The organism is Sulfurivermis fontis (assembly GCF_004001245.1).
GTDB classification, from domain to species: Bacteria; Pseudomonadota; Gammaproteobacteria; order Thiohalomonadales; family Thiohalomonadaceae; genus Sulfurivermis; species Sulfurivermis fontis.
Window position 1 is genome coordinate 1,749,582 of the sequence record NZ_AP018724.1, and the last position, 26,405, is coordinate 1,775,986.

Below are 26,405 nucleotides of genomic sequence, written 5' to 3' on the forward strand. Positions count from 1 at the left end.
ACGTCCAACAAATGTTCAACCACGGCGCGCAAGGAGGACACGGAGAACAGGCCTGTTCAGTATTCCCCGCGTCCTCCGTGCCCTGCGTGGTCCAGGTGTTACGGCCGCATCAGGCATCCAGCAGGATGCGCAGCATGCGGCGCAGCGGCTCGGCGGCGCCCCACAGCAGCTGGTCGCCGACGGTGAAGGCCGACAGATACTGCGGGCCCATGTTGAGTTTGCGCATGCGGCCGACCGGCACGGTGAGGGTGCCGGTGACGGCGGCGGGGGTGAGCTGCTCCATGGTGATCTGGCGATCGTTGGGGACCACCTTCACCCAGTCGTTGTGGGCGGCGATGATGCCGTGGATCTCGTCGAGCGGCACATCCTTGGTCATCTTGATGGTCAACGCCTGACTGTGGCAGCGCATCGCGCCGACGCGCACGCACAGACCGTCGATGGGGATCTGCTGGTTGGAGCGACCGAGGATCTTGTTGCACTCCACCTGCGCCTTCCACTCCTCCTTCGACTGGCCGGATTCCAGCTGCACGTCGATCCAGGGGATCAGGGAACCGGCCAGAGGCACCGGCCAGGCATCCAGCGGGTAGCGATCGGAGCGGATGAAATCGGCCACTTTCCTGTCGATCTCGAGGATGGCCGAGGCGGGATCATCGAGCAGCGTCTTCACTTCATTGTTGATGGCGCCCATCTGCTGGATCAGCTCGCGCATGTTGCGCGCGCCGGCGCCGGAGGCGGCCTGGTAGGTCATCGGGCTGATCCACTCGATGAGTCCCTTGTCGAACAGGCCGCCGATGGCCATCAGCATCAGGGAGACGGTGCAATTGCCGCCGACGTAGGTCTTGATGCCCTTCTTCAGGCCGTCCTGGATGACGTGCTTGTTGACCGGGTCAAGGATGATGATGGCGTCGTCCTTCATGCGCAGGGTGGAGGCGGCATCGATCCAGTAGCCCTTCCAGCCGGCGGCCATCAGCTGCGGATACACTTCCTTGGTGTAGTCACCGCCCTGGCAGGTGATGATCACGTCCATCGCCTTCAGCTCGTCGATGCTCATGGCGTCCTTCAGCGGCGGCACATCCTTGCCGATATCCGGCCCCTTGCCGCCCACATTGGAGGTGGTGAAGAACACCGGATCGATGAGATCGAAATCCTTCTCCTCGCGCATGCGCCCCATCAGCACCGAACCGACCATACCGCGCCAACCAACCAGACCTACCCGCTTCATGTTGCCACCTCGTAACCGTCGCAAGAGTTAAACGCAAAGGCGCAAAGAGCGCAAAGGCCGCGAAGAACGACTATTAATCACTTTGCGTTCTTCGCGTACTTTGCGTCTTTGCGTTTAATGATTCATTTCAGTGCCGCCACCACGGCGTCGCCCATTTCGCTGCACGAAACCTTTTTGGTGCCCGCCGTGTAGATGTCGGCGGTACGAACCCCGTCTGCCAGCACCTTGCGCACCGCCTGCTCGATGCGCTGGGCATTCGCCTCGTCGCCGAAGGTGTAGCGCAGCATCATAGCGGCCGACAGGATGGTGGCCAAGGGATTGGCCACGTTCTTGCCGGCGATGTCCGGCGCCGAGCCGTGGATCGGCTCGTACATGCCCTTGTTGTTCTCGTCCAGCGAGGCGGAGGGCAGCATGCCGATGGAGCCGGACAGCATGGAGGCCTGGTCGGACAGGATGTCGCCGAAGATGTTGCCGGTGACGATGACATCGAACTGCTTGGGCCACTTCACCAGTTGCATCGCCGCGTTGTCCACGTACATGTGGGACAGCTCGACCTCGGGGTACCCCTTGCTCACCTCGATCACCACCTCTTTCCACAGCTCGGAGCATTCCAGCACATTGGCCTTCTCCACCGAGCACAGCTTCTTGCCGCGCTTCATGGCGATATCGAAGGCCACGCGCGCCACGCGGCGCACTTCGGACTCGGAGTAGATCATGGTGTTGAAACCGACGCGCTCGCCGTTGCGAACCTCGATGCCGCGCGGCTGGCCGAAATACACATCGCCGGTCAGCTCGCGCACGATCATGATGTCCAGCCCGGACACCACTTCCGGCTTGAGCGACGAGGAGTCGGCCAGCTCCGGATAGAGCAGCGCCGGGCGCAGGTTGGCGAACAGGTTCAGTTCCTTGCGGATGCGCAGCAGACCGCGCTCCGGACGCAGCGGCCGGTCCAGTTTGTCGTACTGCGGACCGCCGACGGCACCGAGCAGCACCGCATCGGCTTCGCGCGCCAACTTGAGTGTGGCCTCGGGCAACGGGTCGCCGGCGGTGTCGTAACCGGCACCGCCGATGGCGGCCTCTTCCATCTCGAGGTTCAGCTCCGGCATCGCCTGAAGCACCTTCACCGCCTGGGCCACGATCTCCGGGCCGATGCCGTCACCGGGCAGAACTGCAATCTTTTTGGTCATGTCTTAAACCCCTTAAACGCAAAGACGCAAAGTTCGTAAAAGACGCAAAGACGAAAAGTACTCATGCCAAAAAGCCATTGCGCACTTGGCGTCCTTGGCGTCTTTGCGTTTAACGCTATTTATCCAAACAACCACGGCGCTTCCCGGCGGCGGCGTTCTTCGTAGGCCTTGATCGCATCCACATGCTGCAGGGTCAGGCCGATGTCGTCCAGACCATTGAGCAGGCAGTGCTTGCGGAAGGCGTCGACTTCGAACGGGATCACCTCGCCGCCCGGGGTGGTGATGGTCTGCGCCGCCAGGTCGACGGTGAGCCGGTAGCCCTCCGTCGCCGCCGTTTCCTTGAACAGGCGATCGACGATGGCGCCGTCCAGCTTGATGGGCAGCAGACCGTTCTTGAAGCAGTTGTTGAAGAAGATGTCGGCAAAGCTCGGCGCGATGATCACACGGAAGCCGTAATCCTGCAGCGCCCACGGCGCATGCTCACGCGAGGAGCCGCAACCGAAATTGTCGCGCGCCAGCAGAATTTTGGCGCCCTGGTAACGCGGCTGGTTGAGCACGAACTCCGGGTTGAGCGGGCGCTTACTGTTGTCCATGCCCGGCTCGCCGTGATCCAGGTAGCGCCACTCGTCGAACAGGTTGGGGCCGAAGCCGCTGCGCTTGATCGACTTGAGAAACTGCTTGGGGATGATGGCGTCGGTGTCCACGTTGGGACGATCCAGCGGCGCCACGATACCGGTGATTTTATTCAGCTTTTCCATAACAAAAACCCCTTAAAACGCAAAGACGCGAAGGCCGCAAAGATCGCAAAGGAATCACATGCATAAACTTTGCGCCCTTTGCGTCCTTGGCGTCTTTGCGTTGAATGCTTTTCATCAGAACTCCCGCACGTCGACGAAGTGGCCGGCGATGGCCGCCGCGGCCGCCATGGCCGGACTGACCAGATGGGTACGCCCGCCCTGCCCCTGCCGTCCTTCGAAATTGCGGTTGGAGGTGGAGGCGCAGCGTTCACCCGGCTGCAGCCGGTCGGCATTCATCGCCAGGCACATGGAGCAGCCCGGCTCACGCCACTCGAACCCGGCATCACGGAAAATCTTGTCCAGCCCTTCCTGTTCCGCCTGCTGCTTGACCAGGCCGGAACCCGGCACCACCAGCACCTGCTTGACGTTGGCGGCCTTCCGGCGCCCCTTGATCACCGCCGCCGCGGCACGCAGGTCTTCGATGCGTGAGTTGGTGCAGGAACCGATGAACACCACGTCCACCGGGATGTCGGTGATCGGCGTATTCGCCGCCAGCCCCATGTACTTGAGCGCGGCGCGCATGCCGTTGGCCTTCACGGCATCCTGTTCCTGAGCAGGGTCCGGTACCTTGCCGTCCACCGCCACCACCATCTCCGGCGAGGTGCCCCAGGTGACCATCGGTTTGATCTTCGCGGCATCGAGCCGCACGATGCGATCGAACTCGGCATCGAAATCGGAGTGCAGGCCGAACCAGACGGCCACCGCCTGGTCCCACAGGTCGCCCTTGGGCGCGTAGGGCTTGCCATACAGATAGTCGATGGTGGTCTCGTCCACCGCCACCATGCCGGCACGGGCGCCGGCCTCGATGGCCATGTTGCACACCGTCATGCGTCCCTCCATGGACAGGGCGCGGATCGCCTCGCCGCCGAACTCGATGGCATAGCCGGTGCCGCCGGCGGTGCCGATCTCGCCGATGATGGCGAGCACGATGTCTTTGGCGGTGACGCCGGGACCAACGTGGCCGTCCACCGACACCAGCATGTTCTTCGACTTCTTCTGCACCAGACACTGGGTGGCGAGCACGTGCTCCACCTCGGAGGTGCCGATGCCGTGGGCCAGCGCGCCGAAGGCGCCGTGGGTGGAGGTATGGGAATCGCCGCACACCACGGTCATGCCGGGCAGGGTGCCGCCCTCTTCCGGGCCCACCACGTGTACGATGCCCTGGCGCACGTCACCCATGGGGAAATAGGTCAGCCCGAACTCGCGCACGTTGGCCTCCAGGGTTTCCACCTGGGTGCGCGCGATGGGATCGGCGATGCCCTTGCTGCGGTCGTCGGTGGGCACGTTGTGATCGGGCGTGGCCAGCACGGTGTCCCTGCGCCACGGCTTGCGCCCGGCCAGACGCAGGCCCTCGAAGGCCTGCGGCGAGGTCACCTCGTGCACCAGATGCCGATCGATATACAAAAGACAGGTGCCGTCGTCATCGCAGCGCACCACGTGGGCATCCCACAATTTGTCGTACAGTGTCTTTCCAGCCATTACCTGCTCCTCTTGCGATGGAGGCATGCTACGCCTAGTCTATACATGAATCCAATTTATTAAATTCATAGACTCAATTCCTTAAAGTAATGGACATCAGCGCCCTGCAGGCCTTTCTCGCCGTTGCCGACAACGCCTCCTTCTCCCAGGCGGCGGAGCGGCTGTTCCTCACCCAGCCGGCGGTGAGCAAGCGCATCGCCGTGCTGGAGGCGGAGCTGGGCACGCCGCTGTTCGACCGCATCGGCCGCCAGGTCGGACTGACCGAGGCGGGCCGCGCCCTGCTGCCGCGGGCACGGCGCATCGTCGACGAACTGGAGGACAGCCGCCGCGCCATCGCCAATCTGTCCGGCAGGGTCGAAGGCCGCCTGTCCTTCGGCACCAGCCACCACATCGGCCTGCACCGTCTGCCGCCGCTGTTGCGCGCCTACCACCAGCGCTATCCGCAGGTGGCGCTGGACATCCAGTTCATGGATTCGGAACAGGCCTGCCAGGCGGTGCTGCGCGGCGAACTGGAACTGGCGGTAGTGACCCTGCCCACCATGGAGCTCCCCAGCCTGGACGCCCACACGGTCTGGCGTGACCGCCTCGCGGTCGCCGTCGCCGCCGGCCATACCCTCGCCGGCAAGAACCGCCCCACCCTGCGCGACCTCGCGCAGTGGCCGGCGATCATGCCGGCCCACGGCACCTACACGCGCGAGATCGTCGAGGCCGCCTTCCGCCGCGAGGGGCTGACACCGCAGGTGAGCATGTCCACCAACTATCTGGAGACCATCAAGATGCTGGTGTCCGTCGGCCTGGGCTGGAGCGTGCTGCCGCAGACCATGCTGGATGAGCAGGTGACGGCGCTGCGACTGCCCACTCTCAGACTGGAGCGCCAGCTGGGTCTGGTCACCCACACCGACCGCAGCCTGTCCAATGCCGCCCGTGCCATGCAGCAACTGCTGTTCGAGGAGGCCGGGCGATGACGCTGCTGGGAATGTGGCATGGTGATCCGCTCGATGCCGCTGCGGCGCAGGCCTTGCGGGTACGCGCGCAACAAAGACAGCGGCGCGGGCAACGGCAGCGGCGCTGCCGCACCTGCCTGCTGCAGGATTTGATCGCCGGCTACTGGCTGGGCGAAGACATCGCCGTGCGGTATCACCACGCCCTGCCATTGTTGCAGCGCAGCGCCCACGGTCGCGCGCTGCTGGAGCTGATTACCGGGCAACTGCTGTTGAGCCGGCGCCTGAACGGGGCGCGGCAGCATCTGGAGCGGGGCTTTCACCTCGCCAGCGGGCTGTTCACCCCCGCCGACTATCTGACCGTGCTCAAGCGGCAGCAACAGCTGGCCGGCCTGCCGCTGGCCGATACGCCGCTGCCGGCGGCGACGCTGGCCCAGCTGCTCACCACGGCCCAGGTGATAGAACGCATGGCAGGCGGCCGCAGACGGCCTCAGGGGAAACACGACCCGGCGGATTTGTATGGTTAGGAAGTGGCAAGTGGCAAGTGGCAAGTGGCAAGTGGCAAGTGGCAAGTGGCAAACAAGAGTGTTTTCCTTTTCTTGTAACTTGCCACTTGTTACTTGTAACTATTCCTTCAGCCACCGCCAACCGATCACCAGGCCCGCCGCGCTCAATCCCGCCGCGATGATGAAGGCCGCCTCCGCCCCCAGCAACTCCCACACGGCACCGCTGTAGTAGCTGCCGAGGGCGCCGCCGGCGCCGAACGACAGCGAGGCATACAACGCCTGGCCGCGCCCCTGCAGGCGGCCGGGGAAATAGCGATGGAACAGGGCGATGGCGGTGGCGTGATAGATGCCGAAGCTGGCGGCATGCAGGGTCTGCGCACCCAGCACGACGGGCAGGGACTGTGGGTAATGACCGATGAGCAACCAGCGCAGCGTGGTCAGTGCCAGACTGGCCAGCAACAGGCTGCGCAGACCGTAGTGCGCCACCAGGCGCGGCATGAGCAAGAAAATGCCCACCTCCGCCACCACGCCCAGGGCCCACAACTGGCCGATGGCGCTGCGCGTGTAGCCGTGGCCCTCCATGTACAGCGTGTAGAAGGTGTAATACGGGCCGTGGCTGGCCTGGATCAGGAAACACACCGCCAGCAGCGCCAGCACCTCCGGCTTGCGCAACACGCGGCGCAGCGACTCGCTGTTTCCCGCGTGCGGCGCACCATCCAGCGTCGGCGCCAGCAGACTGGCGAGCAGGATGCCGACGAACAGCGCCAGCATCACACCGGGCACGATGCCGGCATCGAATGCATCCAGCAGCGGTCCCATGCCGGCCACCGTGGCGATGAAGCCGATGGAGCCCCACAGACGAATCGAGCTGTAACGATGCTGCTGCTCGCCCAGGTGGCTCAGGGTATTGGCCTCGAACTGCGGCAGCACCGCATTCCAGAAAAAGCTGAACGCCACCATCACCAGGGCGGTGGCCCAGTAGCCGTCGACGAAGAAGATGGCGGTGAAGGTGACCAGCGCCAGCAGCGCACCGGCGCGCACCACGCCGAGGCGCAGGCCGGTGTGATCGGCAATCCAGCCCCAGATGTTGGGCGAGACGATCTTGGTGGCCATCAGCAGCGCCATCAGTTCGCCGATTTCGCCCGCACCGAAGCCCTGATGCTTTAGATACAGGCTCCAGTAGGGCACCAGCACGCCGAGGCTGGCGAAGTGGAACAGATAGAAGGTGGAGAGGCGCCAGTACATCGGGAAAGTTTCAAGTCACAAGTTGAAAGTTACAAGTTGAAAGACAGAACCGCCGGGCCTTTCTTGTCACTTGTAACTTGTCACTCGCAACTTTCTTACACTTCGCTCCACATGCGCACCAGATTGATGTAGGCGTGATCGACGGCATCGGTCTCCGGCGCGCCGGCGTTGTCGGCCAGCAGCTTGTTGCGGGCACCGGCCAGCTCGAACAGGATTTCACGCTGGGAGGGGTCGCGCACCATGCTCTGGATCCAGCCGATGGACACCAGACGCACGCCGCGCGTCACCTCGGCCACCTGATGCAGGGTGCCGGAGGGATAGATCACTGCATCGCCCGCCTTGAGCTTCACCTTTCTCTCGCCGAAGGAAGTGCGGATGGTCAGTTCGCCGCCGTCGTACTCCTCGGGTTCGCTGAGGAACAAGGTGAACGACACATCGGTACGGTAATGCGGCCCCTGCCCCATCACCGGGTCGTCCACATGCCAGCCATAGGCCATGCCCGGCGTGTAGCGGGCAAAGATCGGCGTCCCCAGCTTGAGCGGCAGCGCCGCAGTGCGGAAGGTTTCGCTGCGGTACAGCGCGGTGACCACGATCTGCGCCAGGGTGTCGCGCTGCGGCTGCTCGCGGTCCAGCTCGGTATTGTGCTTGACCCGCTCCGCCGCCTTGCCGGCGGTCAGCTTGCCGTCGACGAAGGCCGACTGATCCAGTACACGGCGTACCACTTCCAGCTCATTGGGCAACAGGATGTCAGGGATGTGCAGCAGCATGCGGAACCTCTTGAAAGCCATTAAACGCAAAGACGCAAAGTTCGCAGAGAACGCAAAGTTGTAATTCGGCAGGTGATATCTCAACGGGCGTGAAAACTCGATTTTCGCTACCGTCGTCAAGTGCTCATATGTCGTAACTCGATGGAACCTTTGCGTTCTTTGCGAACTTTGCGTCTTTGCGTTGAATATCTTTTATCTCTCAACGGACGCCGGAATGATCGGCGTGGCCGAGTGCACCTCGCCGTTCTGGCCACGCTGGCGCAGGAAATGATCCATCAGCACGATGGCCATCATCGCCTCGGCAATGGGCGTGGCGCGGATGCCGACACAGGGGTCGTGGCGGCCGGTGGTCACCACCTCCACCGGCTCACCGTGCAGGTTCACGCTGCGACCGGGGATGCGCATACTGGAGGTCGGCTTGAGGGCGATGGAGGCGATGATGTCCTGGCCGCTGGAGATGCCGCCGAGGATGCCGCCGGCGTTGTTGGACAGAAACCCCTGTGGCGTGATCTCGTCGCGGTGCTCGGTGCCCTTCTGCTCCACACAGGCAAAGCCGGCACCGATTTCCACGCCCTTCACCGCATTGATGGACATCAGGGCATGGGCCAGGTCGGCGTCGAGGCGATCGAAGATGGGCTCGCCCAGGCCGGGCGGCACGCCGGTAGCGACCACGTTGATACGCGCGCCCACCGAATTGCCCTCCTTGCGCAGGGCGTCCATGTATTCCTCCAGCTGCGCCACCTTGGTGGCATCGGGGAAGAAGAAGGCGTTCTGCTCCACCGCGTCCCAGTCGAACTGTTCGGCCTTGATGGGACCGAGCTGCATCATGTAGCCGCGGATCTCGATGCCGTGGCGGTGCAGGTATTTCTTGGCGATGGCACCGGCGGCGACGCGCATCGCCGTCTCGCGCGCCGAGGAACGGCCGCCGCCGCGGTAGTCGCGCAGACCATATTTCTGCTGGTAGGTGTAGTCGGCATGACCGGGGCGGAATTTCGCGGCGATATCCGAGTAGTCCTTGGAGCGCTGATCGGTGTTTTCAATCAACAGGCCGATAGGCGTGCCGGTGGTGCGTCCCTCGAACACGCCGGACAGGATGCGTACCTGATCCTCCTCGCGGCGTTGCGTGGTATGGCGCGAGGTGCCGGGCTTGCGGCGGTCCAGGTCGTGCTGCAAATCCGCCTCGCACAGTTCGAGGCCGGGCGGACAGCCGTCGACGATGGCGCCCAACGCCGCACCGTGGCTCTCGCCGAAGGTGGTGACGGTAAACAGTTTGCCGATGCTATTGCCTGACATAGTGGCGCCTATTGTAACGATTTATCGGCACAGCGTCCCCGGGCCTTGAAGCCAAGACAAAGACCGATGCCATAGTAACGGATGTGGTCGGAATAAAACTGGCCGTGGGGGTGTTGCCGTCGTCGCCCGCCAGCATCGGCGCACGCGGCGCTGGCCCGGCTGATGGGCGCCGAATTCCAGTTCGACCGCGAGACTCACATCGGGGCTGAAACCGTGTTCCTCCCAGGCATTGACGGCGAGGCCGCAGGTCCGGCCCACGTCAGATCACTTTCGAGAAACGCTGATTGGCCTTCTCGCGCAGGTAACGATCGAAGGTCATGCAGATATTACGGATCAGCAGCTTACCGACCGGCTGCACCCGGATGTGGCCGGCGTCGACGGTGAGCAGCCCGTCAGCCTGCATCGCCGCCAGTTCTTGCAGTTCGGTGGCGAAATAGCTGTCGAAGTCGATGCCGAACTGCTGCCCCATCTTGGCCTTGTCGAGATGAAAATGGCAGATCAGTTCGGTGATCACCGCGCGGCGCAATACATCGTCGTCACTCAGCTCGATGCCGCGGAACACCGGCAGGCGGCCGGCATCGATGGCCTCGTAATAGGCCTCCAGCTCCTTCAGGTTCTGGGCATAGCAGCGTCCCACCTGGCCGATGGAGGTGCTGCCCAGGCCGACGAGATCGCAGTCGGCATGGGTGGAGTAGCCCTGGAAGTTGCGGTACAGGGTGCCGCTGCGCTGCGCCACGGCCAGTTCGTCATCGGGTTTGGCGAAGTGGTCCATGCCGATGTAGACATAGCCCGCGGCGGTGAGCTTTTCGATGGCCATCTGCAGGATGGCCAGCTTCTCCTGCGGCGCCGGCAGTTCCTCGGCGTTGATGCGACGCTGCGGCTTGAACAACTCGGGCAGGTGGGCATAGTTGAACACCGACAGGCGATCGGGCGAAATCTCCAGAATCTTGTCCAGGGTGGCGGAAAAGCTCACCACGCTCTGGAACGGCAGCCCGTAGATCAGGTCGATGCTGATGGACTTGAAACCCTCGCGTCGTGCCGCCGCCAGCGCCGCCATGGTCTCCTGCTCCGACTGCAGGCGGTTGACCGCCTTCTGTACGCGCGGGTCGAAGTCCTGCACGCCGAGACTCATGCGGTTGAAGCCGAGCTGGCGCAGCAGGGCGATGGTGTCCACCTTCACTTCACGCGGGTCGATCTCGATGGAGTATTCGCCGCTGTCGTCATCGCGCAGGTTGAAGCACTCGCGTGTCTTGGCCATCAGCGCAGTCATCTCGCTGTGGCTGATGAAGGTGGGCGTGCCGCCGCCCCAGTGCAGCTGATCCACGGTGCGGTTCTTGTCGAACAGCGCGCCCTGGAGTTCCAGCTCGCGGTGCAGCCGCTCAAGATACGGCGCCGAACGGGTACGGTCCTTGGTGACCACCTTGTTGCAGCCGCAGTAGAAGCACACCGTGTCGCAGAACGGGATGTGGAAATACAGCGACAGCGGGTTGCCGCGCTGGTTGCTTGCCTCGACATAGCGCCGGTAATCATCGGCGCCGAAACCGTCATGGAACTGCACCGCCGTGGGATAGGAGGTATAGCGCGGCCCGGACTTGTCGTAGCGCTTGATCAGCTCCGGGTCGAAGACGATCTGCTGGTTGCTGCTGTCATGCTGCTTGCTCATGCCACTCCTCCACACCGCCGCAGGCAGTGCTCATTCACTCTCGGTGTCGAGACCTTCTTTGTGGGTCTTATTGATCATCGCCAGCAGGTCCGCAAAGGGAATGCGGCTGCGGAAGCGGTTGACGATGTCCATGAACGGCAGGTCGGTCTTGCCGAACTCGTAGCTGCCGTCGGCCATGCTGCGGCGCAGGTCCTTCAGCATCTGTTCCAGGGTGGCGAGATACGGCGGCACGGCGCCCATCTCCTCGGCGTCGTATTCATAGCTGGAACGCAGCTCATCCACCTCGACGATGGCGCTGTCCACCATGCCGACATATTGCTGGGCCGTTTTCGGTCGCAAACTCAAAGCCATGATTCACTCCTGCAACAACATTACATCGATTGTAGGAGCGGCTGTGCCGCGACGGGTCGCGGCACAGCCGCTCCTACAGAGAAATATTTTCAACGCACCAGACGGAACAGGCTGCGATATTCGCGCACCTGCTCGGCGGTGAGCAGAAACACGCCGTGGCCGCCGCGCTCGAACTCCAACCAGGTGAAAGGCACTTCCGGCAGGCGTTCGGCCAGGGCATGCCAGCTGTTGCCCACCTCGACGATGAGGATGCCGTCGCGGGTCAGGTGCAGCGAGGCCTCCTGCAGAATGCGCAACACCAGATCGAGACCATCCTCGCCGGCGGCCAGGGCCAGCTTGGGTTCGTGACGATATTCCGGCGGCAGTGCCGCCATGTCCTCGGCATCCACGTAGGGCGGATTGCTGACGATGATGTCGTACTTGCGGCCGGACAGGTTCTGGAACAGGTCCGACTGCACTGCATGCACCCGTCCTTCCATGCCGTGCTTCTCGATATTGATCTCCGTCACCGCCAGGGCATCGGCGGAGATGTCCACCGCATCCACCTCGACATGGGGCAGATAGGCGGCGCAGGCGATGGCGATGCAGCCACCACCGGTACACAGGTCCAGCACGCGCTCCACCTGGTTGGGATCGAGCCACGGCTCGAAACCGCGTTCGATCAGCTCGGCGATGGGCGAACGCGGGATCAGCACGCGCTTGTCCACGTAGAACGGCATGCCGGCAAACCAGGCCTCATGGGTCAGATAAGGGGCCGGCAGGCGGGCATCGATACGGCTGTCCAGAATATCCACCACCGCCTTCTTTTCCGCCTCGGTCAGGCGCGTGTCGAGATAGGGCTCGGCGATATCCGGCGGCAGGTGCAGGGTATGCAGCACCAGATAGGCCGCCTCATCCAGGGCATTGTCGGTACCGTGGCCGAAATGCAGCTTCGCAGCGGCAAAGCGGCTCATCCCCCAGCGGATGAAGTCGCGTACCGTCTGCAGCCGCGTCATTGCGTCTTCGCGATCCATGATTCAGTCCTGCGGCTTCTTGGCGTGCTTGGGACGGAAGGCGGCGATCACCTCCGGCCGCGTTTCCAGATAGGGGCCTTCGATGAGATCGATGCAGTACGGCACGGCGGGGAACACCGCATCGAGGCAATCCTTGATGGCCGAGGGCTTGCCCGGCAGATTGATGATCAGGGAGCGACCGCGGATGCCGGCGATCTGGCGCGACAGGATGGCGGTGGGCACGAACTTGAGCGACACGGCGCGCATCTGCTCGCCGAAGCCGTCGAGGATCTTGTCGCACACGGCCGCGGTGGCCTCGGGGGTGATGTCGCGCGGCGCCGGGCCGGTACCGCCGGTGGTCACCACCAGGCAGCAGCCCTGCTCGTCGCACAGTTCGCGCAGCGCCGCCTCGACCTGGTCCTGCTCGTCCGGCACCAACCGCGCCACGCCCTCCCAGGGGGTGGCGAGGGCCTGTTGCAGCCAGTCCTGAATGGCCGGGCCGCCCAGGTCTTCATATTCGCCGCGGCTGGCGCGGTCGGAGACGGTGACGATACCGATACGTACGTTCTGCATGGGAATCCTGGCTGGAGAGTTTCGGGCCGGGTATTGTACCCGCATCCGCGCCGCTTGGGGCCCGTATCCCCTTGGCGGCGCGTCAGAAGTCGTACACCAGGGTGACCGCGCTCAGGGTGTCGGTCTTCTCCACGCCGGCCGGCACGTCGCTGTTGTGCTTCACCGTCAGGGAGAGCTTGAGGGCGAACCGGCTGTTGATGCGCACGCTGAGGGCGGACACGGACTCGGTATAGGTATTGTTCTCGCCGCTCTCCACCAGCAGTTCCTCGGTGAAGCGGGAGGTGGGGCTGACGGCCCAGCCCAGCCTGGCCGCACCGCGCACGATGGCCTCGTCTTCCCTTTGCCGTCCGGTTTCCCGGCTGTGACGGCCACCGGCACCGATTTCCAGGTCCAGTTCGACGCTCTCGGTCTTCACCACCCGGCGGCCATAGCCCACCGCCTCGGAGAACTGGTAGTCGTAGCCGCTGAAACGGTCGTCCTCGTAACGCACGGTGACGAACAGGTAGTCGGTGGGGGTAAAACGGTAGTCGCTCTTGCCGCTGGCGAGGTAGCGCTCGGCGGTGATGGTGTCGCCGTCGGAGGTGCGCAGCCCCTCGAGACGGCCTTCATGGCGCCAGTTTTCGATGAGATAGCGCAAGCGTACCTTGGCATTGATGCTGCGGGTATCGGTGTTGCCGCTGGTGGTGACCAAGCCCAGCTCGGCCTCGCCGCCGAAACCGGGGGCCTCCTCCGCCGCGCTTACCGCCCCCGTCCCACAACCCAGCAACAGCGCCGCACACGGCGCCAAAATCCTGATGAAATTTCCCATGACCGGGACAGGCTACCGGCCGGGTCAGGTCGATTCAACCCGCAATTCCACAGGGTTATAGGTGACGATTTCCCCGACAGGCGCTCAGCGCGCGGCATAGTCGCGCAGCCGCACCGGCTGGCGCCTGCTGCCCCAGTGGCCGGGTTGCGCCTCGAACACGCCGGCGCAGGCGGTGCCGCAGGACTGGCACTTGCCGGCGGCATCCAGCTGCCAGGCGGTGATGGTGTAGCCGTCGCGGCCGATGAGCTGGTGGCCACAGTGATGGCAATAGGTGCTCTGCCCCTCGGGGTCGTGCACGTTGCCAGTGAAGGCATAGCGCACACCGTTGTCCATGGCGATGCGCCGCGCCAGGGTCAGCGTTTCCCGCGGCGTCGGCGGGGTGTCCAGCATCTTCCAGTCCGGATGGAAGGCGGTGAAGTGCATGGGTACGTCCGGCCCCAGTTCCTTCACCACCCACTGGGTCATGGCATCGATCTCCGCCGCGGCGTCGTTGTGGCCGGGGATCAGCAGCGTGGTCAGCTCCAGCCAGACCTTGGTCTCGTGCTTCAGATACAGCAGGGTGTCGAGCACCGGCTGCAGGTGACCGCCGGTGAGCTTGTGATAGAAGTCTTCGGTAAAGCCCTTCAGGTCGACGTTGGCCGCATCCATATAGTCGTAGAACTCGCGCCGCGGCTCGGCGCAGACATAGCCGGAGGTGACCGCCACCGACTGGATGCCGTGCCTGCGGCACTCCCTGGCCACGTCGATGGCGTATTCATGAAAGATGATCGGGTCGTTGTAGGTGTAGGCCACGCTGCGGCAACCGAGGTCGGCGGCGGCGCGGGCGATCACCTCCGGCGTGGCCTGGTCCAGCAGGGTATCCAGTTCGCGCGACTTGCTGATGTCCCAGTTCTGGCAGAACTTGCAGGCCAGGTTGCAGCCGGCGGTGCCGAAGGACAGCACCGGGGTGCCGGGCAGGAAGTGGTTGAGCGGCTTCTTCTCGATGGGGTCCACGCAGAAGCCACTGGAGCGGCCCCAGGTGGCCAGCACGATCTTGCCGCCGAGGTTGCCGCGCACGAAACACAGCCCGCGCTGGTTCTCCTTCAGCTTGCAGTAGCGCGGGCACAGGTCGCATTGCACGCGGCCATCGCCCAGCGCGTGCCAGTACTTGGTGTCGACGATGCTGGACGGCTCGACGCCGTCGAAATTGGCTGTTTCCATGGCTGCCCTCCGCCGTGAACCCGCGCCGCCGGGGCGCTATAGTTGTTAACCATAGCGCATCGAGCCCCAGGAGTCCGTCATGCCGAAGATCCGCCACCCCGCCGTCGCCGGCCTGTTCTATCCCGCCGATCCGATCCAGCTGCGCCAGATGGTGCAGGAGTTCCTGCGCGCCGCCGCAAGCGGCGACGGCGCGCCGCCCAAGGCCATCATCGCCCCCCACGCCGGCTACATCTACTCCGGGCCGGTAGCGGCCAGCGCCTATGCCCGCCTCGCACCGCTGCGCGGCACGGTGACGCGGGTGGTGCTGCTCGGACCGTCGCACCGCGTCGGCTTCCTGGGTCTGGCCAGCAGCAGCGCCGACTATTTCCGCACCCCGCTGGGCGACATCCCGCTGGACCGCGCCGCCGTCGACAGTATCAGCCCCCTGCCCCAGGTGCATGCCCTGGACGAGGCGCACAGCATGGAACACAGCCTGGAGGTGCACCTGCCCTTCCTGCAGGAAGTGCTGGGCGAGTTCGCCCTGGTGCCGCTGGTGGTGGGCGATGCCTCAGCCCAAGAGGTGGATGAAGTTCTCGAACAACTGTGGGGCGGACCCGAGACGCTGATCGTGATCAGCTCCGACCTGTCGCACTACCACGAGTACGCCACCGCCCAGGCCATGGATCGCCGCACCGCCCAGGCCATCGAGGAACTGCGCTACCAGGACCTGCGCAGCGAGGCCGCCTGCGGCCGCAATCCGGTGCGCGGCCTGCTGCTCGCCGCCCGGCGTCGCGGCCTCCACGCCACCACCATCGACCTGCGCAACTCCGGCGACACCGCCGGACCGCGCGACCAGGTGGTCGGCTACGGCGCCTGGCTGTTCCGCGAGGCCGCATGACCATGATCAGCCCCGCCGGCCGGCAGACCCTGCTGCAAATCGCCCGCGACTCCATCCGTCACGGCCTCGACCACGGCCGCCCGCTGACGGTACACGCCGCCAACTACCCGGAAGAACTGCGCCCGTTGCGCGCCAGCTTCGTCACCCTGCAGCGCCACGGCGAGCTGCGCGGCTGCATCGGTACTCTCGAAGCCCTGCGCCCGCTGGCGGAAGACGTCGCCTACCACGCCTGGGCGGCGGCCTTCGAAGACCCGCGCTTCGCGCCGCTGGCCGAATGGGAACTGGAAGGGCTCGACATCCACATCTCCATCCTGAGCCCGCCGGAACCGCTGCACTTCGAAAACGAGGCCGACCTGCTGCGACAACTCCGCCCCGGCCGCGACGGCCTCATCCTGCGCGACCGCGGCCACCGCGGCACCTTCCTGCCCAGCGTGTGGGAATCCCTGCCGCAACCCCGCGACTTCTGGCAACACCTCAAGCTGAAGGCCGGCCTGCCACCGGACTGGTGGTCGGACACCCTGCAGGTGGAGCGCTATACCACGGAGAGTTTCGGCGACGAGACAGTACACCACCGGCACATGAGCAATTAATCACCCGACGTTACAGAGCCGGCTACTGCACCTTCGCCGGCACACACTCCCCCACCGATCCCGGCATGCACACCACGCCGCCGCGCCACACGGCGTGGTCCAGCTTGGCGCCGGCGAGATTAACGCTGTCCAGATCGACGGCGCTGAGGTCGGCGTAGGACAGGTCGGCGTTTTCCAGGCTGACGTTGTCCAGGTCGGTGTTGCGCAGGGTGGCGCCCTTGAGATTGGCGCCCTTGAGATTGGCGCCGCGCAGATTGGTCAGGGTGAGGTTGGCGTAGGCAATGTCGGCACCGGCAAGATTGGCGGCACGCAGCACGGTGCCGGTGAGATTGCTGTTGCGCAGGTTGGCGCCGGCGAGATCGGCATTGGGATACTGGCGTCCCTCCAGGCGGCAGTTGCTCCAGTTGATGCCGGGGGCCGGCGCGGCCTCGCACTGCGGGTCGCTGGGCTTGGGACCGGAGGGCAGCAGGAAGGGGATCGCCACCAGGCCCACCAGGATCACGGCGACGATCAGATAATCGCGCCGGCTGATCAGCGTGCCGGGGCGCTCATCCGCACCGCCGCTGGGATGAGTGAAGACCATCGAACCGGCGCTGCGCCGCTCGGTGCCCGGCGGTGTCCCCTTCACCTCGCGGCGCTCGTCGGCCCAGCGCCGGGCGGCGGCGAGGTGCTGTTGCGCCTCCTCGTCGTCGGGGTGGGCGCGGGCGTTACGCACCACATCGGGAATCAGTTCCGGCACGGCGGCCACCCGCCGCCACTCCTGGCGGTCGCGGCTCACCTCATCCTGTTCGCTGATGCGCTGCAGCAGGATGTAGCGGGACACCAGGCCGGCCGGGAACGGTCCCTTGACCTCCTTGCCGCGCCGCACATACCAGTTCTGCGTTTCCTTCATCGCGGGAGCATCCCTTTGTTGTCGTTGGCAATGACTTATACTGCATCATGGTAACACCGCCAAGCCACCCGACCCGCCCTGTCATTCCATGCATATCGGCCATCCCAGCAGCGGCATCCCCCTGACCCTCGCCCTGAACAACACGGCGGCGGCCAACCCGCAGTGGCAGGCCGGTCAGGTCCTCGATGCCCGGGTGCTGCAGGCGCAGGCCGACGGCAGCCTGCTGCTGCAACTGGAAGGACAGAACAAGCCGCTGCAGGCACGCAGCCCGCTGCCGCTGACGGCAGGCCAGCAGGTCAAGCTGCTGGTGGCCGTCGAGGCCGACCGCATCGTGCTGCGCCTGCTCGATACGCCGGCGGAAGAAACGGCATTGCAACAGGCCTGGCGCAGCGCACTGCCGCGGCAGCAGCCGCTGGTCACCGTACTGCAACACATCGCACGCCTGGCACAACTGCCGCCAACCACAGCGGCGACGGGAAGTGGCACGCCAATGACCGTGCCGACCGCCGCCGCAACGACGACGGCGGCCAGCCCGCCCATGCCGGAATTGCCGCTGCCCGAAACGGGGCTGCGTGCGCAACCGACTACATCCACACCGGCGACCACCACGGCAACTGCCGCGGCGGCAACCGCGGCCGCACCGTCGCCGGAGCAGCTCAAGACCCTGGCGATGGAGCTGCTGAGCCGCCTCGCCGATCCGCAGCGCCTCACCACCGCCGACGGCCTGCGTCAGGCCATCAACCAGTCCGGCCTGTTTCTGGAGGCACGCCTCGCGCGCGGCGACACCAGCGCCCTGCAACAGGATTTCCGCGCCGGGCTGCTGCGCCTGCTCGGGGCCGTGCAGGAACAGATGGCGGCACCGGCCAGCGCCGCACCGCGCAGCGGCGCGGCGTCCACCCCGGCGCTGAACCCGGGCCGGCTGCTGGAGCTGAGCCAGCACATCGAAGGCGCCCTGGCGCGGGTCAAGGTGCAGCAGTTGCAGACACTGAATGCGCAAACCGGCCCCGATCCGGCCTGGCTGCTGGAACTACCGCTGCGCCACGGCGCCGGGCAGGAAGTCATGCGCCTGCGCATTCAGCGCGAGAGCGGCAGCAACCATGGCAGCGGCGCCCCCGGCTGGTCGGTGCGGCTGCACTTCGACAGCGCGCAGCACGGCGGGGTCGACAGCGTCGTCACCCTGCTCGGCGGCAAGGTCGGCGTGAGCTTCTGGGCCGAGCAGCCTGCAACCGCCGCACGCTTTCAGCAGCACCTGGAGGAACTGCGCGGCCAGTTGCAGCACGCCGGGCTGGAGGTGGCGCACCTGCGCAGCGTTGCCGGCCGCGCCACCCTGAGCGAAGAGCCCGTCCCCGGCGGCCTGCTGGATCTGAGCGTATGAGCCAGAGCCGCACGCCGCCGAAGAACGCCGTCGCCCTGCACTACGACGGCAAACGCGCGCCGCGCATCACCGCCAAGGGGCGCGGCGCGGTGGCCGAGGAGATCATCGCGCTGGCACGCGAGCACGGCGTACCGCTGCACGAGGACCGTGAACTGGTGGCGCTGCTGGCGCAACTGGAGCTGAACGACGAGATACCGCGCGAACTGTATCTGGCGGTGGCGGAGGTGATCGCCTTTGCCTACATGGTGACGGAGAAATTCCCGCCGGGCTGGGGGCCGGATGGAAAGCTGTAGGCGTCCGCTGCGCGGGCGAGTGCATCGGACAGATTATGGGTTTGTTCACCGACGGGGATCGGCACCTACTCCTTGCCGAGGCGATGCATCATCGCCACCAGCTCGGCCTCGCCGCGCGACAGGCCGCATACCTCGATGAGGTCGTCCACACTGGCACCCTTGTGCGCCAGCTTGATGGCCTGATTGTAGGAACGCGCCTCCGGATCTTCCTGGTTGAGCTGGTCCTGGCGCAGGCCCAGTGCCTCCTGCCGTTCGGACAGTTGGCGCAGGCGCCGTTCCATCTGATTGACACGCTCCCCCATGCCCACCGCCGCGTTGCACAGGGCTCGCATGTCGTTCTGCAAGGTGCGCAGGATCATGGCCTGGCGCGCCGTGGTGCGCTGCAGCACAAGCACCGCCAGGATTGCGATCACCGCCAGCGCGGCGGCCGCCACCATCAGCCACAGATTGTCCATTACTCGCGGTCCTCAGACATACACATCGATATGCGGCTTGCCGTCGTCACGGTCATCATCCCGGGGCGGCCGCTCCTCTCCCGGCGCATCCTCCGACGGCGGATTTTCCTCTTCCTCCGGTGGTGCTCGCCGCTGCTGCCGGTCGCGCTCCTCGGCGGGAACGCGATGGGGCCGAATCGACGGACTCGGCGGCGGCGGCGGAACCGGGCCGATCTCAGCCATCGCCCTCGGCACTGAGCAGTTTGTTCAGGTCCACCAAGATCAGCAGGCCGTCGTCGAGATTGCTCACCCCCTGGATGAACTTGGCGCTTTCGTCGTTGCCGACGTTGGGGGCCGTTTCAATGGACGAGGCGCGCAGATCGACCACCTCGGCCACGCTGTCCACCAGCATGCCCACCACCTCGTCACCGGCCTCCAGGATGACGATGCGGCTGGATTCATCGATGTCCTTCGGTGCCAGGCCGAAGCGCTTGCGCGTGTCGATCACCGTCACCACATTGCCGCGCAGATTGATGATGCCGAGCACGAAATCCGGCGCCCCGGGCACCGGCGCGATCTCGGTGTTGCGCAGCACCTCGCGCACCCGCATGACGTCGATGCCGTACTTTTCCGCATCGAGACGGAAGGTCACCCATTCGGTGATGGGATCGCTGCCGCTTTGCATTTTTTCGCTCATTGCTGTTCCCCCTCATCCTGCGCGCCGGATTCCGGCATGTCCTCTATCCCGCTGGCCAGCACGTCGGCGAATACCGGCGGGTCCAGCAGGGCGCACATATGTTCAATCACGGTACCGGCGAGCCAGCGCCGCCGGGTGCGGCTGGTGCGCCAGCGCACCTCGTCGGGCCGCAAGGTCACCACCTCCGCCAGTTCGTCGCAGGCCAGTCCCCAGGTGCCGTCGGCGATGAACACCACATGGCGCAGACGTTCCTGCCAGGGACGGATATTCGCCTGCCGATCTTCCGGCATCACCAACTGTGCCGTGTCCACCACCGGCACATTGCGTTCGCGGTACTGCATCAGCCCCAGATACCAGGGCACATGGCCCGGCAACGGCGTCACCTTGCCCTCCTCCCACTCCTGCACCCCGGACAGCTCCACCAGCGGCACGGCCAGGGTCAGGCCGTTCACCTTGAACAGCAGGGCCTGAAAGGTTTCGTCGCCCCAGGCCGGGCGTCCCTCACTGCGCCGCGGCGCGGCGACCGGTGCGACGACCGGCGAAGTGACGGTTTCGATATCCAGCTCCGGCGGCGCCTCGCGCAGCAGCGCCTCGAAATAGACACTGAGCGCATCCTTTTCCGCCACCAATGCCTGCAATTTGTCCCGTTCCATACTCACAGCCCACCCAGTGTCTGGCTGTCGTTCCCCAGCAGCGTGCCCAGCAGGGCGGTATAGGCGATGACACCGCGGGCGTGGGGATTGAGATAGGACAGCGGCATGCCCTCGCGGCTCGCCTCGCGGAACTGGGTGTCGATGGGGATCACCGACTTCCACAGCACCTCGGCGTAGTTGTTGCGCAGATTCTGCAGCGTCTCCAGCGAGGCGCGCGTGCGGCGGTCGAACATGGTGGGCACGATGAGATAGTTGAGCGGGCGCTTGCGCGCCTTGGTCACCATCATCAGCGTGCGCATCATGCGCTCCAGTCCCTTGAGGGCGAGAAACTCGGTCTGCACCGGCACCAGCAGATGACTGCTGGCGGCGAGGGCATTGATCATCAACACGCCCAGCACCGGCGGACAGTCGATGAGCACATAGTCGAAGCGGTTGGCCAGCTGCACCAGGGCGCGGCCGATGACCAGGCCCATGCCCTCCTTCGCGCCGAGCTGGCGATCCAGCGTCGCCAGCGCCGTGGAGGCCGGCAGCAGCGACAGGCGCTCGAAACGCGTGTCGCGCACGATCTCCGCCGCCGGCTGGCGGTTGTCGTCCTGGAACAGTGAATAGACGCTTTGTTCGATGCTGTCCGGGTCATGGCCGAAGTAGCTGGTGAGCGAGCCGTGCGGATCGAGGTCCACCATCAGGGTGTTGTGACCGCGCGCCGCCAGCAGTCCGGCGAGGGTGACGGCGGTGGTGGTCTTGCCCACGCCACCTTTCTGATTGGCTACCGACCAGACCTTCATGTGCCACCTGCCGCCGTGTTGCGCTGAATGTCGAGGGCACGGCGCGCCTTTTCATCCGCCAGGATCACCAGGACCACGCGGCGGTTCTTGCGTCGTCCTTCCGGCGTGGCATTCTCCGCGATGGGACGGTACTCGCCGTAACCGATGGCGGCCATACGGTCGGGCTGCACGCCTTTGTCCATGAAAAGATGCACCACGGCAGCGGCGCGATGGGCCGACAACTCCCAATTGGACGGGTAAGCGGCCGTGGCGATGGGCACGTTGTCGGTGAAGCCCTCCACCTGGATGTAGTTGGGATACTTCTTGAGGATGCCAGCCAGCTCACTCAACACCGGAATGGCGTCATCCTCCAGGCGCGCGCTGCCGCTGTCGAACAGGATGCTGGTGTTGATCTCGATCTCCACCCATAGTTCATTGCGCGAGACGTTGATCAGGTCCTGCTGGATCAGCGGCGCCATGGCGCGCTCGAAATCGGAGGCGATCTGTCCCAGCTCGTTGGACTCGGCCATCTGCGCCAACTGCTCGATGACACCGGGTGACACCGCCGAAGAGGCCTTCTCCGGCTTGATCGGCGAGGGTTCGCCGCTCACCCCCTCCTCACCCACCTGGATCGGCTGCAGGGTCTTGGGCGGAGTATTGAAGGCGGCCACCATGGTATCGGACAGCACGCGGTACTTGCCCTCGTTGATGGAAGAGATGGAATACATCACCACAAAAAAGGCGAACAGCAATGTGATGAAGTCGGCGTAGGAGATCAGCCAGCGCTCCAGGTTTTCGTGCTCTTCCGGGCGTTTTCTGCGCGCCATGCCGACTCCTAATGCAGGTAGCCTTGCAGCTTGGTCTGGATATTGCGCGGATTCTCGCCCTCGGCGATGGACACGATGCCTTCGATGATCATCAGGCGGAACTGGGTCTGGCCGTGGATGATGCTTTTCAACTTGTTGGCGATAGGGATGAGCAGCAGGTTGGCGGTGCCGACACCGTAGATGGTGGCGACGAAGGCCACCGCGATGCCATGACCGAGCTGGCTCGGATCGGCCAGATTGTTCATCACCTGGATCAGGCCCATCACCGCGCCGATGATACCGATGGTGGGGGTATAGCCCCCCATGCTGGCGTAGATGTTGGCGGCCTGCATGTCGTGGTGTTCCTTGGCGTCCACCTCCACCTCCAGGATGCCACGCATCACCTCCGGCTCGGAGCCGTCCACCAGCAACTGCAGGCCCTTGCGCGCGAAGGCATCCGGCTCGGTTTCGGAGATCGCCTCCAGACCGAGCAGGCCTTCCTTGCGCGCGATATTGCTCCAGGCAATCAGTTTTTCGATGGCCTCGTCGGCGGCCAGGGTGGGCGGACGAAAAATCCAGCCCAGAATGTGCAGAGAACGCATGAAGGTACTCATGGGCGCCTGCAGCATGATGGCGCCCATGCTGCCGCCCAGCACGATCACCGCCGCCGGTCCGTTGAGCAGTGCGCTGGCCTGGCCACCCTCCAGATACTGGCCAAGCAGCAGCGCACCGACACCGAAAATCAGACCGACAAGGGTGAGGATATCCATATCACACTCTCTGGCTTATCGCCGTCCCGATTTCGGACAGCGGCAGTACGGCATCGGCCAATCCCGCTTCCACGATGGCGGCCGGCATACCATAGACGACACAACTGGCCTCGTCCTGTGCCCAGACAGTCGAGCCGCCCTGCTTCATCAGACGCGCCCCCTCACGGCCATCGGCACCCATGCCGGTAAGCACCACCGCCAGCGCCTGACCGGGAAAGATGCGCGCCACGGAGGTGAAGGTCACATCCACCGACGGCTTGTAGTTCTGGCCCGGTTCGCTCTCGGTAATGCGCACCGTGGTGCGTCCGGCACGCTGGTCCAGCACCATCTGCTTGCCGCCCGGCGCCAGCAGGGCCAGCCCCGGCTTGAGTTCATCACCATCTTTCGCCTCACGCACTTCGATAGCGCACAGTTGATTGAGGCGCTGGGCAAAGGCCGGGGTGAAGCTGCCGGGCATGTGCTGGATCAGCACCAGGGGCAGCGGAAAATTGCCGGGCAGCTTGGTGAGCACCTGTTGCAGCGCCACCGGCCCGCCGGTGGACGTACCGATGGCCACCAGACGGTACTGGCCGCGCCGCGCCGCCGGCATGGCGCTGGGCACGGGGCGCGCCGCGGCAGCGACAGCCACGGCCGGGCGCGTCGGCGCCGCCGTCGTGCTCAGCGGACGCTGCGGATGCACCGCGCGCTTGTTGCTGCCGATGGCATAGACCCGCTCGCACAACTGGCGCTTGGCCTCGTCCTGATCGCGCGAGATGTCCTCGAATTTCTTCGGCAAGTAATCCACCGCACCGGCATCGAGGGCATCCAGGGTCGCCTTGGCACCGTCGGTGGTCAGCGACGAGAACATCAGGATCGGTGTCGGTGTGACGGTCATGATACGGCGCGTCGCGGTGATGCCGTCCATCACCGGCATTTCTATGTCCATGGTCACCACGTCCGGACGCAGCTTGGCCACCTGCTCCACCGCCTGCGCACCATCGGCCACCGCTCCGACCACCTCAAGGCGCGGATCGGCGTTCAGCATCTCCGTCAGACGGCGGCGGAAGAAACCGGAATCATCGACAATCAAGACCCGTACGGGCATCCACAACTCTCCTCAAAGTGAAATCTACTCAGGCCTGGCGGCGACCATAGGACTTCATCAATCCAGGCACATCCAGGATCAGGGCGATCTTGCCATCGCCAGTGATGGTGGCGCCGGCCAGGCCCGGCGTACCGTGCAACATGCTGCCCAGCGGCTTGATGACCACCTCTTCCTGGCCGATGAGATAGTCCACCACGAAGCCAACCAACTGGGTGCCGATGTGCACCACCACCACATGACCGGACTCCGGCAACGGGATACCGCGGCAACCGGCGACCAGCCAGCGCGTCAGGTAGTACAGCGGCAAGGCCTTGCCGCGCACCCTCACCACCAATTGGCCGTCGACCACATTGGTCTTGGTCAGGTCGAGATGGAAGATTTCGTTGACGCTCACCAGCGGCAGGGCGAAGGTCTGTTCGCGCAGCTTGATCATCAGCGTCGGCATGATGGCCAGGGTCAGCGGCACCTTGATGGACAAGCGGGTACCCTTGCCCTTCTCGGAATGGATGTCGACGCTACCGTTGAGCTGGGCGATGCGGGTCTTCACCACGTCCATGCCGACACCGCGGCCGGATACGTCGGAGATCTCGGTCTTGGTGGAAAAGCCGGCGGCAAAGATCAGGTTGAACGCCTCCTTGTCGTCGAGGCGGGCCGCGGCCTCGGCATCCATCATGCCCTTCTCCACTGCCTTGCGCCGCAGCACCTCCGGGTCCATGCCAGCGCCGTCGTCCTCGATGATGAGCAGGATGTGATCGCCCTCCTGCTCGGCAGCGAGCAGCAGGGTGCCCTGACGCGGCTTGCCCGCCTTCTCGCGCACCTCCGGCAGTTCGATGCCGTGATCCACGGCATTGCGCACCAGATGCACCATGGGATCGGCCAGCGCCTCGACCAGGTTCTTGTCCAGGTCGGTCTCCTCACCCTGCATCACCAGGTTGACTTCTTTCTTCAGGTTGCGCGCCAGGTCGCGCACCACGCGCGGGAAGCGGCCGAACACCTTTTTGATCGGCTGCATGCGTGTCTTCATCACCGAGGTCTGCAAATCGCCAGTGACCACGTCGAGGTTGGCCACCGCCTTGATCATTTCCTCGCGCGCCTGATTCATGTCGCCGACATGCGCCAGGGTGGCGATGCGGTTGCGTACCAGCACCAGCTCGCCCACCATGTTCATGATGTCGTCCAGGCGCTTGGTATCCACGCGTACCGTGGTCTCGGCCTGAGCGGCGGTGACCTTGTCGCCGGCAGGTTCGGCCGCCGCCGGGGCGGAGGCCGGCGCCGGCTTTGGTGTAGGCGCAGCAGGGGCAACAGGAGCTGCCGGCGCCGCGGCCGGTGCCTTGAACTTGCCCTTGCCATGCAGTTCGTCCAGCAGCGCCTCGAACTCCTCCTCGGTAATGTCCTCGCCGCCCGCCGCATCCGCAGGGGCAACCGGCGCAGCGGGGGCCGCGGCCGGCACCTTGAACTTGCCCTTGCCGTGCAGTTCGTCGAGCAGCGCCTCGAACTCTTCCTCGGTGATGTCCTCATCGGATGAGGTCGGGGCCGCAGCGGCTGCGGGGGCAGGCGCCGCCGCTGTGGTGGCCGGATTTTCCAAGGCATCGAGCAGTGCCTCGAATTCCTCATCGGTGATATCGCCCATCTCCCCTTCCACCATGGAGGCCACGGCGGCAGGTGGAGTCGCCGCGGGTGGCGCGGCGACAGTTTCGGGGGCGGGCGCGGCGACAGTTTCGGGGGCGGGTGCGGCGGCCGCAGGCTGCATGGCATCGGGCTGGGCCAGCGCCTCCAGCCCCTGGAGCAGTTCCGCCGGGGCCGGGTCCGGCTCTTCGGCTGCGCGCAGCTGCTCGAACTGGGCATTGAGCACGTCGAGCACCGGCAGCACGGTGTCCATCAGCTGCGGTGTCACCTGCTTCTGACCGTTGCGCAGCAGGTTGAATACATCCTCGGAACGATGGCACACGTCCACCATGTTGTTCAGGCCAAGAAAACCGGCACCGCCCTTGATGGTGTGAAAACCGCGAAACACTGCGTTGAGCAGATCGTGATCGTCGGGGCTGCGCTCCAGCTCCACCAACTGCTCGTTGAGCTGTTCCAGTATCTCGCCCGCCTCGACCATGAAGTCCTGCAGGATTTCATCATCCGCATTCAGTGCCATCTG

At 65.0% G+C, this 26,405-nt stretch carries 29 protein-coding genes; 6 read left to right on the plus strand and 23 right to left on the minus strand.

Annotated features, from left to right (window positions below):
- Nucleotides 1–109 precede the first annotated feature (109 nt).
- The 4 genes from asd to leuC all read right to left on the minus strand — a co-directional run bounded on the left by asd (nt 110) and on the right by leuC (nt 4,685).
- Nucleotides 110–1,222, minus strand: a complete 1,113-nt coding sequence (asd, locus tag EP379_RS08930) for an aspartate-semialdehyde dehydrogenase (RefSeq protein ID WP_127477470.1) — start codon at nt 1,220–1,222, stop codon at nt 110–112.
- A gap of 122 nt (nt 1,223–1,344) precedes the next feature.
- Nucleotides 1,345–2,409: a 3-isopropylmalate dehydrogenase gene (gene leuB / locus EP379_RS08935; RefSeq protein ID WP_127477471.1), complete on the minus strand. Its 1,065-nt coding sequence runs from the start codon at nt 2,407–2,409 to the stop codon at nt 1,345–1,347.
- Between the two features lie 119 nt (nt 2,410–2,528).
- Nucleotides 2,529–3,167: a 3-isopropylmalate dehydratase small subunit gene (gene leuD / locus EP379_RS08940; RefSeq protein WP_127477472.1), complete on the minus strand. Its 639-nt coding sequence runs from the start codon at nt 3,165–3,167 to the stop codon at nt 2,529–2,531.
- A gap of 114 nt (nt 3,168–3,281) precedes the next feature.
- Entirely contained in the window at nt 3,282–4,685 is a 1,404-nt protein-coding gene (gene leuC / locus EP379_RS08945) for a 3-isopropylmalate dehydratase large subunit (protein ID WP_127477473.1), read from the minus strand.
- Between the two features lie 89 nt (nt 4,686–4,774).
- Between leuC and EP379_RS08950 the strand changes: the two genes are divergently transcribed.
- A complete protein-coding gene (locus EP379_RS08950) occupies nt 4,775–5,650 on the plus strand; it encodes a LysR family transcriptional regulator (protein WP_127477474.1) in 876 nt (291 codons plus the stop codon).
- Nucleotides 5,647–6,153 (plus strand): hypothetical protein, encoded by a 507-nt coding sequence (locus tag EP379_RS08955; protein WP_127477475.1) that lies wholly within the window; start codon nt 5,647–5,649, stop codon nt 6,151–6,153. Before EP379_RS08950 ends, EP379_RS08955 begins: the two co-directional genes overlap by 4 nt.
- A gap of 99 nt (nt 6,154–6,252) precedes the next feature.
- Here the strand turns inward: EP379_RS08955 and EP379_RS08960 are convergent, their stop codons facing one another.
- The 9 genes from EP379_RS08960 to amrS form a co-directional block, all read right to left on the minus strand.
- The gene (locus tag EP379_RS08960) at nt 6,253–7,377 is read right to left on the minus strand and encodes an MFS transporter (RefSeq protein WP_127477476.1); all 1,125 of its coding nucleotides are present in this window, start codon (nt 7,375–7,377) and stop codon (nt 6,253–6,255) included.
- A gap of 95 nt (nt 7,378–7,472) precedes the next feature.
- Nucleotides 7,473–8,144 carry a Fe2+-dependent dioxygenase gene (locus tag EP379_RS08965; protein ID WP_127477477.1) on the minus strand — a complete coding sequence of 224 codons (672 nt, stop codon included), beginning with the start codon at nt 8,142–8,144 and terminating at the stop codon, nt 7,473–7,475.
- Between the two features lie 192 nt (nt 8,145–8,336).
- Nucleotides 8,337–9,437: a chorismate synthase gene (gene aroC / locus EP379_RS08970; RefSeq protein ID WP_127477478.1), complete on the minus strand. Its 1,101-nt coding sequence runs from the start codon at nt 9,435–9,437 to the stop codon at nt 8,337–8,339.
- A gap of 259 nt (nt 9,438–9,696) precedes the next feature.
- On the minus strand, nt 9,697–11,100 hold the full coding sequence (gene hemN / locus EP379_RS08975; protein ID WP_127477479.1) for an oxygen-independent coproporphyrinogen III oxidase: 1,404 nt from the start codon (nt 11,098–11,100) through the stop codon (nt 9,697–9,699).
- 30 nt (nt 11,101–11,130) lie between these two features.
- Complete coding sequence (locus EP379_RS08980) at nt 11,131–11,451, minus strand: general secretion pathway protein GspF (RefSeq protein WP_127477480.1); 321 nt, start codon at nt 11,449–11,451, stop codon at nt 11,131–11,133.
- An 89-nt stretch (nt 11,452–11,540) separates the two neighbouring features.
- Nucleotides 11,541–12,464 (minus strand): 50S ribosomal protein L3 N(5)-glutamine methyltransferase, encoded by a 924-nt coding sequence (gene prmB, locus EP379_RS08985; protein ID WP_127477481.1) that lies wholly within the window; start codon nt 12,462–12,464, stop codon nt 11,541–11,543.
- A 3-nt stretch (nt 12,465–12,467) separates the two neighbouring features.
- Nucleotides 12,468–13,016 carry a molybdopterin adenylyltransferase gene (gene mog / locus EP379_RS08990; protein ID WP_127477482.1) on the minus strand — a complete coding sequence of 183 codons (549 nt, stop codon included), beginning with the start codon at nt 13,014–13,016 and terminating at the stop codon, nt 12,468–12,470.
- Nucleotides 13,017–13,098: 82 nt separating this feature from the next.
- Nucleotides 13,099–13,824, minus strand: a complete 726-nt coding sequence (locus tag EP379_RS08995) for a DUF481 domain-containing protein (RefSeq protein WP_127477483.1) — start codon at nt 13,822–13,824, stop codon at nt 13,099–13,101.
- 84 nt (nt 13,825–13,908) lie between these two features.
- On the minus strand, nt 13,909–15,024 hold the full coding sequence (amrS, locus tag EP379_RS09000) for an AmmeMemoRadiSam system radical SAM enzyme (RefSeq protein ID WP_127477484.1): 1,116 nt from the start codon (nt 15,022–15,024) through the stop codon (nt 13,909–13,911).
- Between the two features lie 79 nt (nt 15,025–15,103).
- On the opposite strand from amrS, the gene amrB reads away from it, so the two are divergent.
- Together amrB and amrA are read left to right on the plus strand one after the other, a co-directional pair.
- Nucleotides 15,104–15,901, plus strand: a complete 798-nt coding sequence (gene amrB, locus EP379_RS09005) for an AmmeMemoRadiSam system protein B (RefSeq protein WP_127477485.1) — start codon at nt 15,104–15,106, stop codon at nt 15,899–15,901.
- Nucleotides 15,898–16,491 (plus strand): AmmeMemoRadiSam system protein A, encoded by a 594-nt coding sequence (gene amrA / locus EP379_RS09010; protein WP_127477486.1) that lies wholly within the window; start codon nt 15,898–15,900, stop codon nt 16,489–16,491. Before amrB ends, amrA begins: the two co-directional genes overlap by 4 nt.
- A 22-nt stretch (nt 16,492–16,513) precedes the next feature.
- Here the strand turns inward: amrA and EP379_RS09015 are convergent, their stop codons facing one another.
- Nucleotides 16,514–17,383: a pentapeptide repeat-containing protein gene (locus EP379_RS09015; RefSeq protein WP_127477487.1), complete on the minus strand. Its 870-nt coding sequence runs from the start codon at nt 17,381–17,383 to the stop codon at nt 16,514–16,516.
- A gap of 88 nt (nt 17,384–17,471) precedes the next feature.
- Here EP379_RS09015 and fliK point away from each other — a divergent pair, with 88 nt between their 5' ends.
- Both fliK and EP379_RS09025 read left to right on the plus strand, forming a co-directional pair.
- Nucleotides 17,472–18,758 carry a flagellar hook-length control protein FliK gene (gene fliK, locus EP379_RS09020; RefSeq protein ID WP_127477488.1) on the plus strand — a complete coding sequence of 429 codons (1,287 nt, stop codon included), beginning with the start codon at nt 17,472–17,474 and terminating at the stop codon, nt 18,756–18,758.
- Nucleotides 18,755–19,051 (plus strand): EscU/YscU/HrcU family type III secretion system export apparatus switch protein, encoded by a 297-nt coding sequence (locus tag EP379_RS09025; RefSeq protein ID WP_127477489.1) that lies wholly within the window; start codon nt 18,755–18,757, stop codon nt 19,049–19,051. The genes fliK and EP379_RS09025 overlap by 4 nt, the downstream gene beginning before the upstream one ends.
- 65 nt (nt 19,052–19,116) lie before the next feature.
- Here EP379_RS09025 and EP379_RS09030 read toward each other — a convergent pair whose 3' ends face one another.
- Genes EP379_RS09030 through EP379_RS09070 form a run of 9 tightly spaced genes read right to left on the minus strand, consistent with a single transcriptional unit; the run spans nt 19,117 to nt 26,402 of the window.
- On the minus strand, nt 19,117–19,506 hold the full coding sequence (locus EP379_RS09030) for a DUF2802 domain-containing protein (protein WP_127477490.1): 390 nt from the start codon (nt 19,504–19,506) through the stop codon (nt 19,117–19,119).
- A gap of 12 nt (nt 19,507–19,518) precedes the next feature.
- Nucleotides 19,519–19,728 (minus strand): hypothetical protein, encoded by a 210-nt coding sequence (locus tag EP379_RS09035; RefSeq protein WP_127477491.1) that lies wholly within the window; start codon nt 19,726–19,728, stop codon nt 19,519–19,521.
- Nucleotides 19,721–20,182 carry a chemotaxis protein CheW gene (locus tag EP379_RS09040; protein WP_127477492.1) on the minus strand — a complete coding sequence of 154 codons (462 nt, stop codon included), beginning with the start codon at nt 20,180–20,182 and terminating at the stop codon, nt 19,721–19,723. The genes EP379_RS09035 and EP379_RS09040 overlap by 8 nt, the downstream gene beginning before the upstream one ends.
- On the minus strand, nt 20,179–20,835 hold the full coding sequence (locus EP379_RS09045) for a chemotaxis protein CheW (RefSeq protein WP_127477493.1): 657 nt from the start codon (nt 20,833–20,835) through the stop codon (nt 20,179–20,181). The genes EP379_RS09040 and EP379_RS09045 overlap by 4 nt, the downstream gene beginning before the upstream one ends.
- A gap of 2 nt (nt 20,836–20,837) precedes the next feature.
- Nucleotides 20,838–21,620 carry a ParA family protein gene (locus EP379_RS09050; protein WP_127477494.1) on the minus strand — a complete coding sequence of 261 codons (783 nt, stop codon included), beginning with the start codon at nt 21,618–21,620 and terminating at the stop codon, nt 20,838–20,840.
- The gene (motD, locus tag EP379_RS09055) at nt 21,617–22,426 is read right to left on the minus strand and encodes a flagellar motor protein MotD (protein ID WP_127477495.1); all 810 of its coding nucleotides are present in this window, start codon (nt 22,424–22,426) and stop codon (nt 21,617–21,619) included. The genes EP379_RS09050 and motD overlap by 4 nt, the downstream gene beginning before the upstream one ends.
- Before the next feature lie 8 nt (nt 22,427–22,434).
- A complete protein-coding gene (locus EP379_RS09060) occupies nt 22,435–23,175 on the minus strand; it encodes a flagellar motor protein (protein ID WP_127477496.1) in 741 nt (246 codons plus the stop codon).
- A gap of 1 nt (nt 23,176) precedes the next feature.
- Nucleotides 23,177–24,259 (minus strand): protein-glutamate methylesterase/protein-glutamine glutaminase, encoded by a 1,083-nt coding sequence (locus EP379_RS09065; protein ID WP_127477497.1) that lies wholly within the window; start codon nt 24,257–24,259, stop codon nt 23,177–23,179.
- 28 nt (nt 24,260–24,287) lie between these two features.
- Nucleotides 24,288–26,402, minus strand: coding sequence for a chemotaxis protein CheA (locus EP379_RS09070; protein ID WP_127477498.1), 2,115 nt, complete (start codon nt 26,400–26,402; stop codon nt 24,288–24,290).
- Between the last annotated feature and the right edge of the window lie 3 nt (nt 26,403–26,405).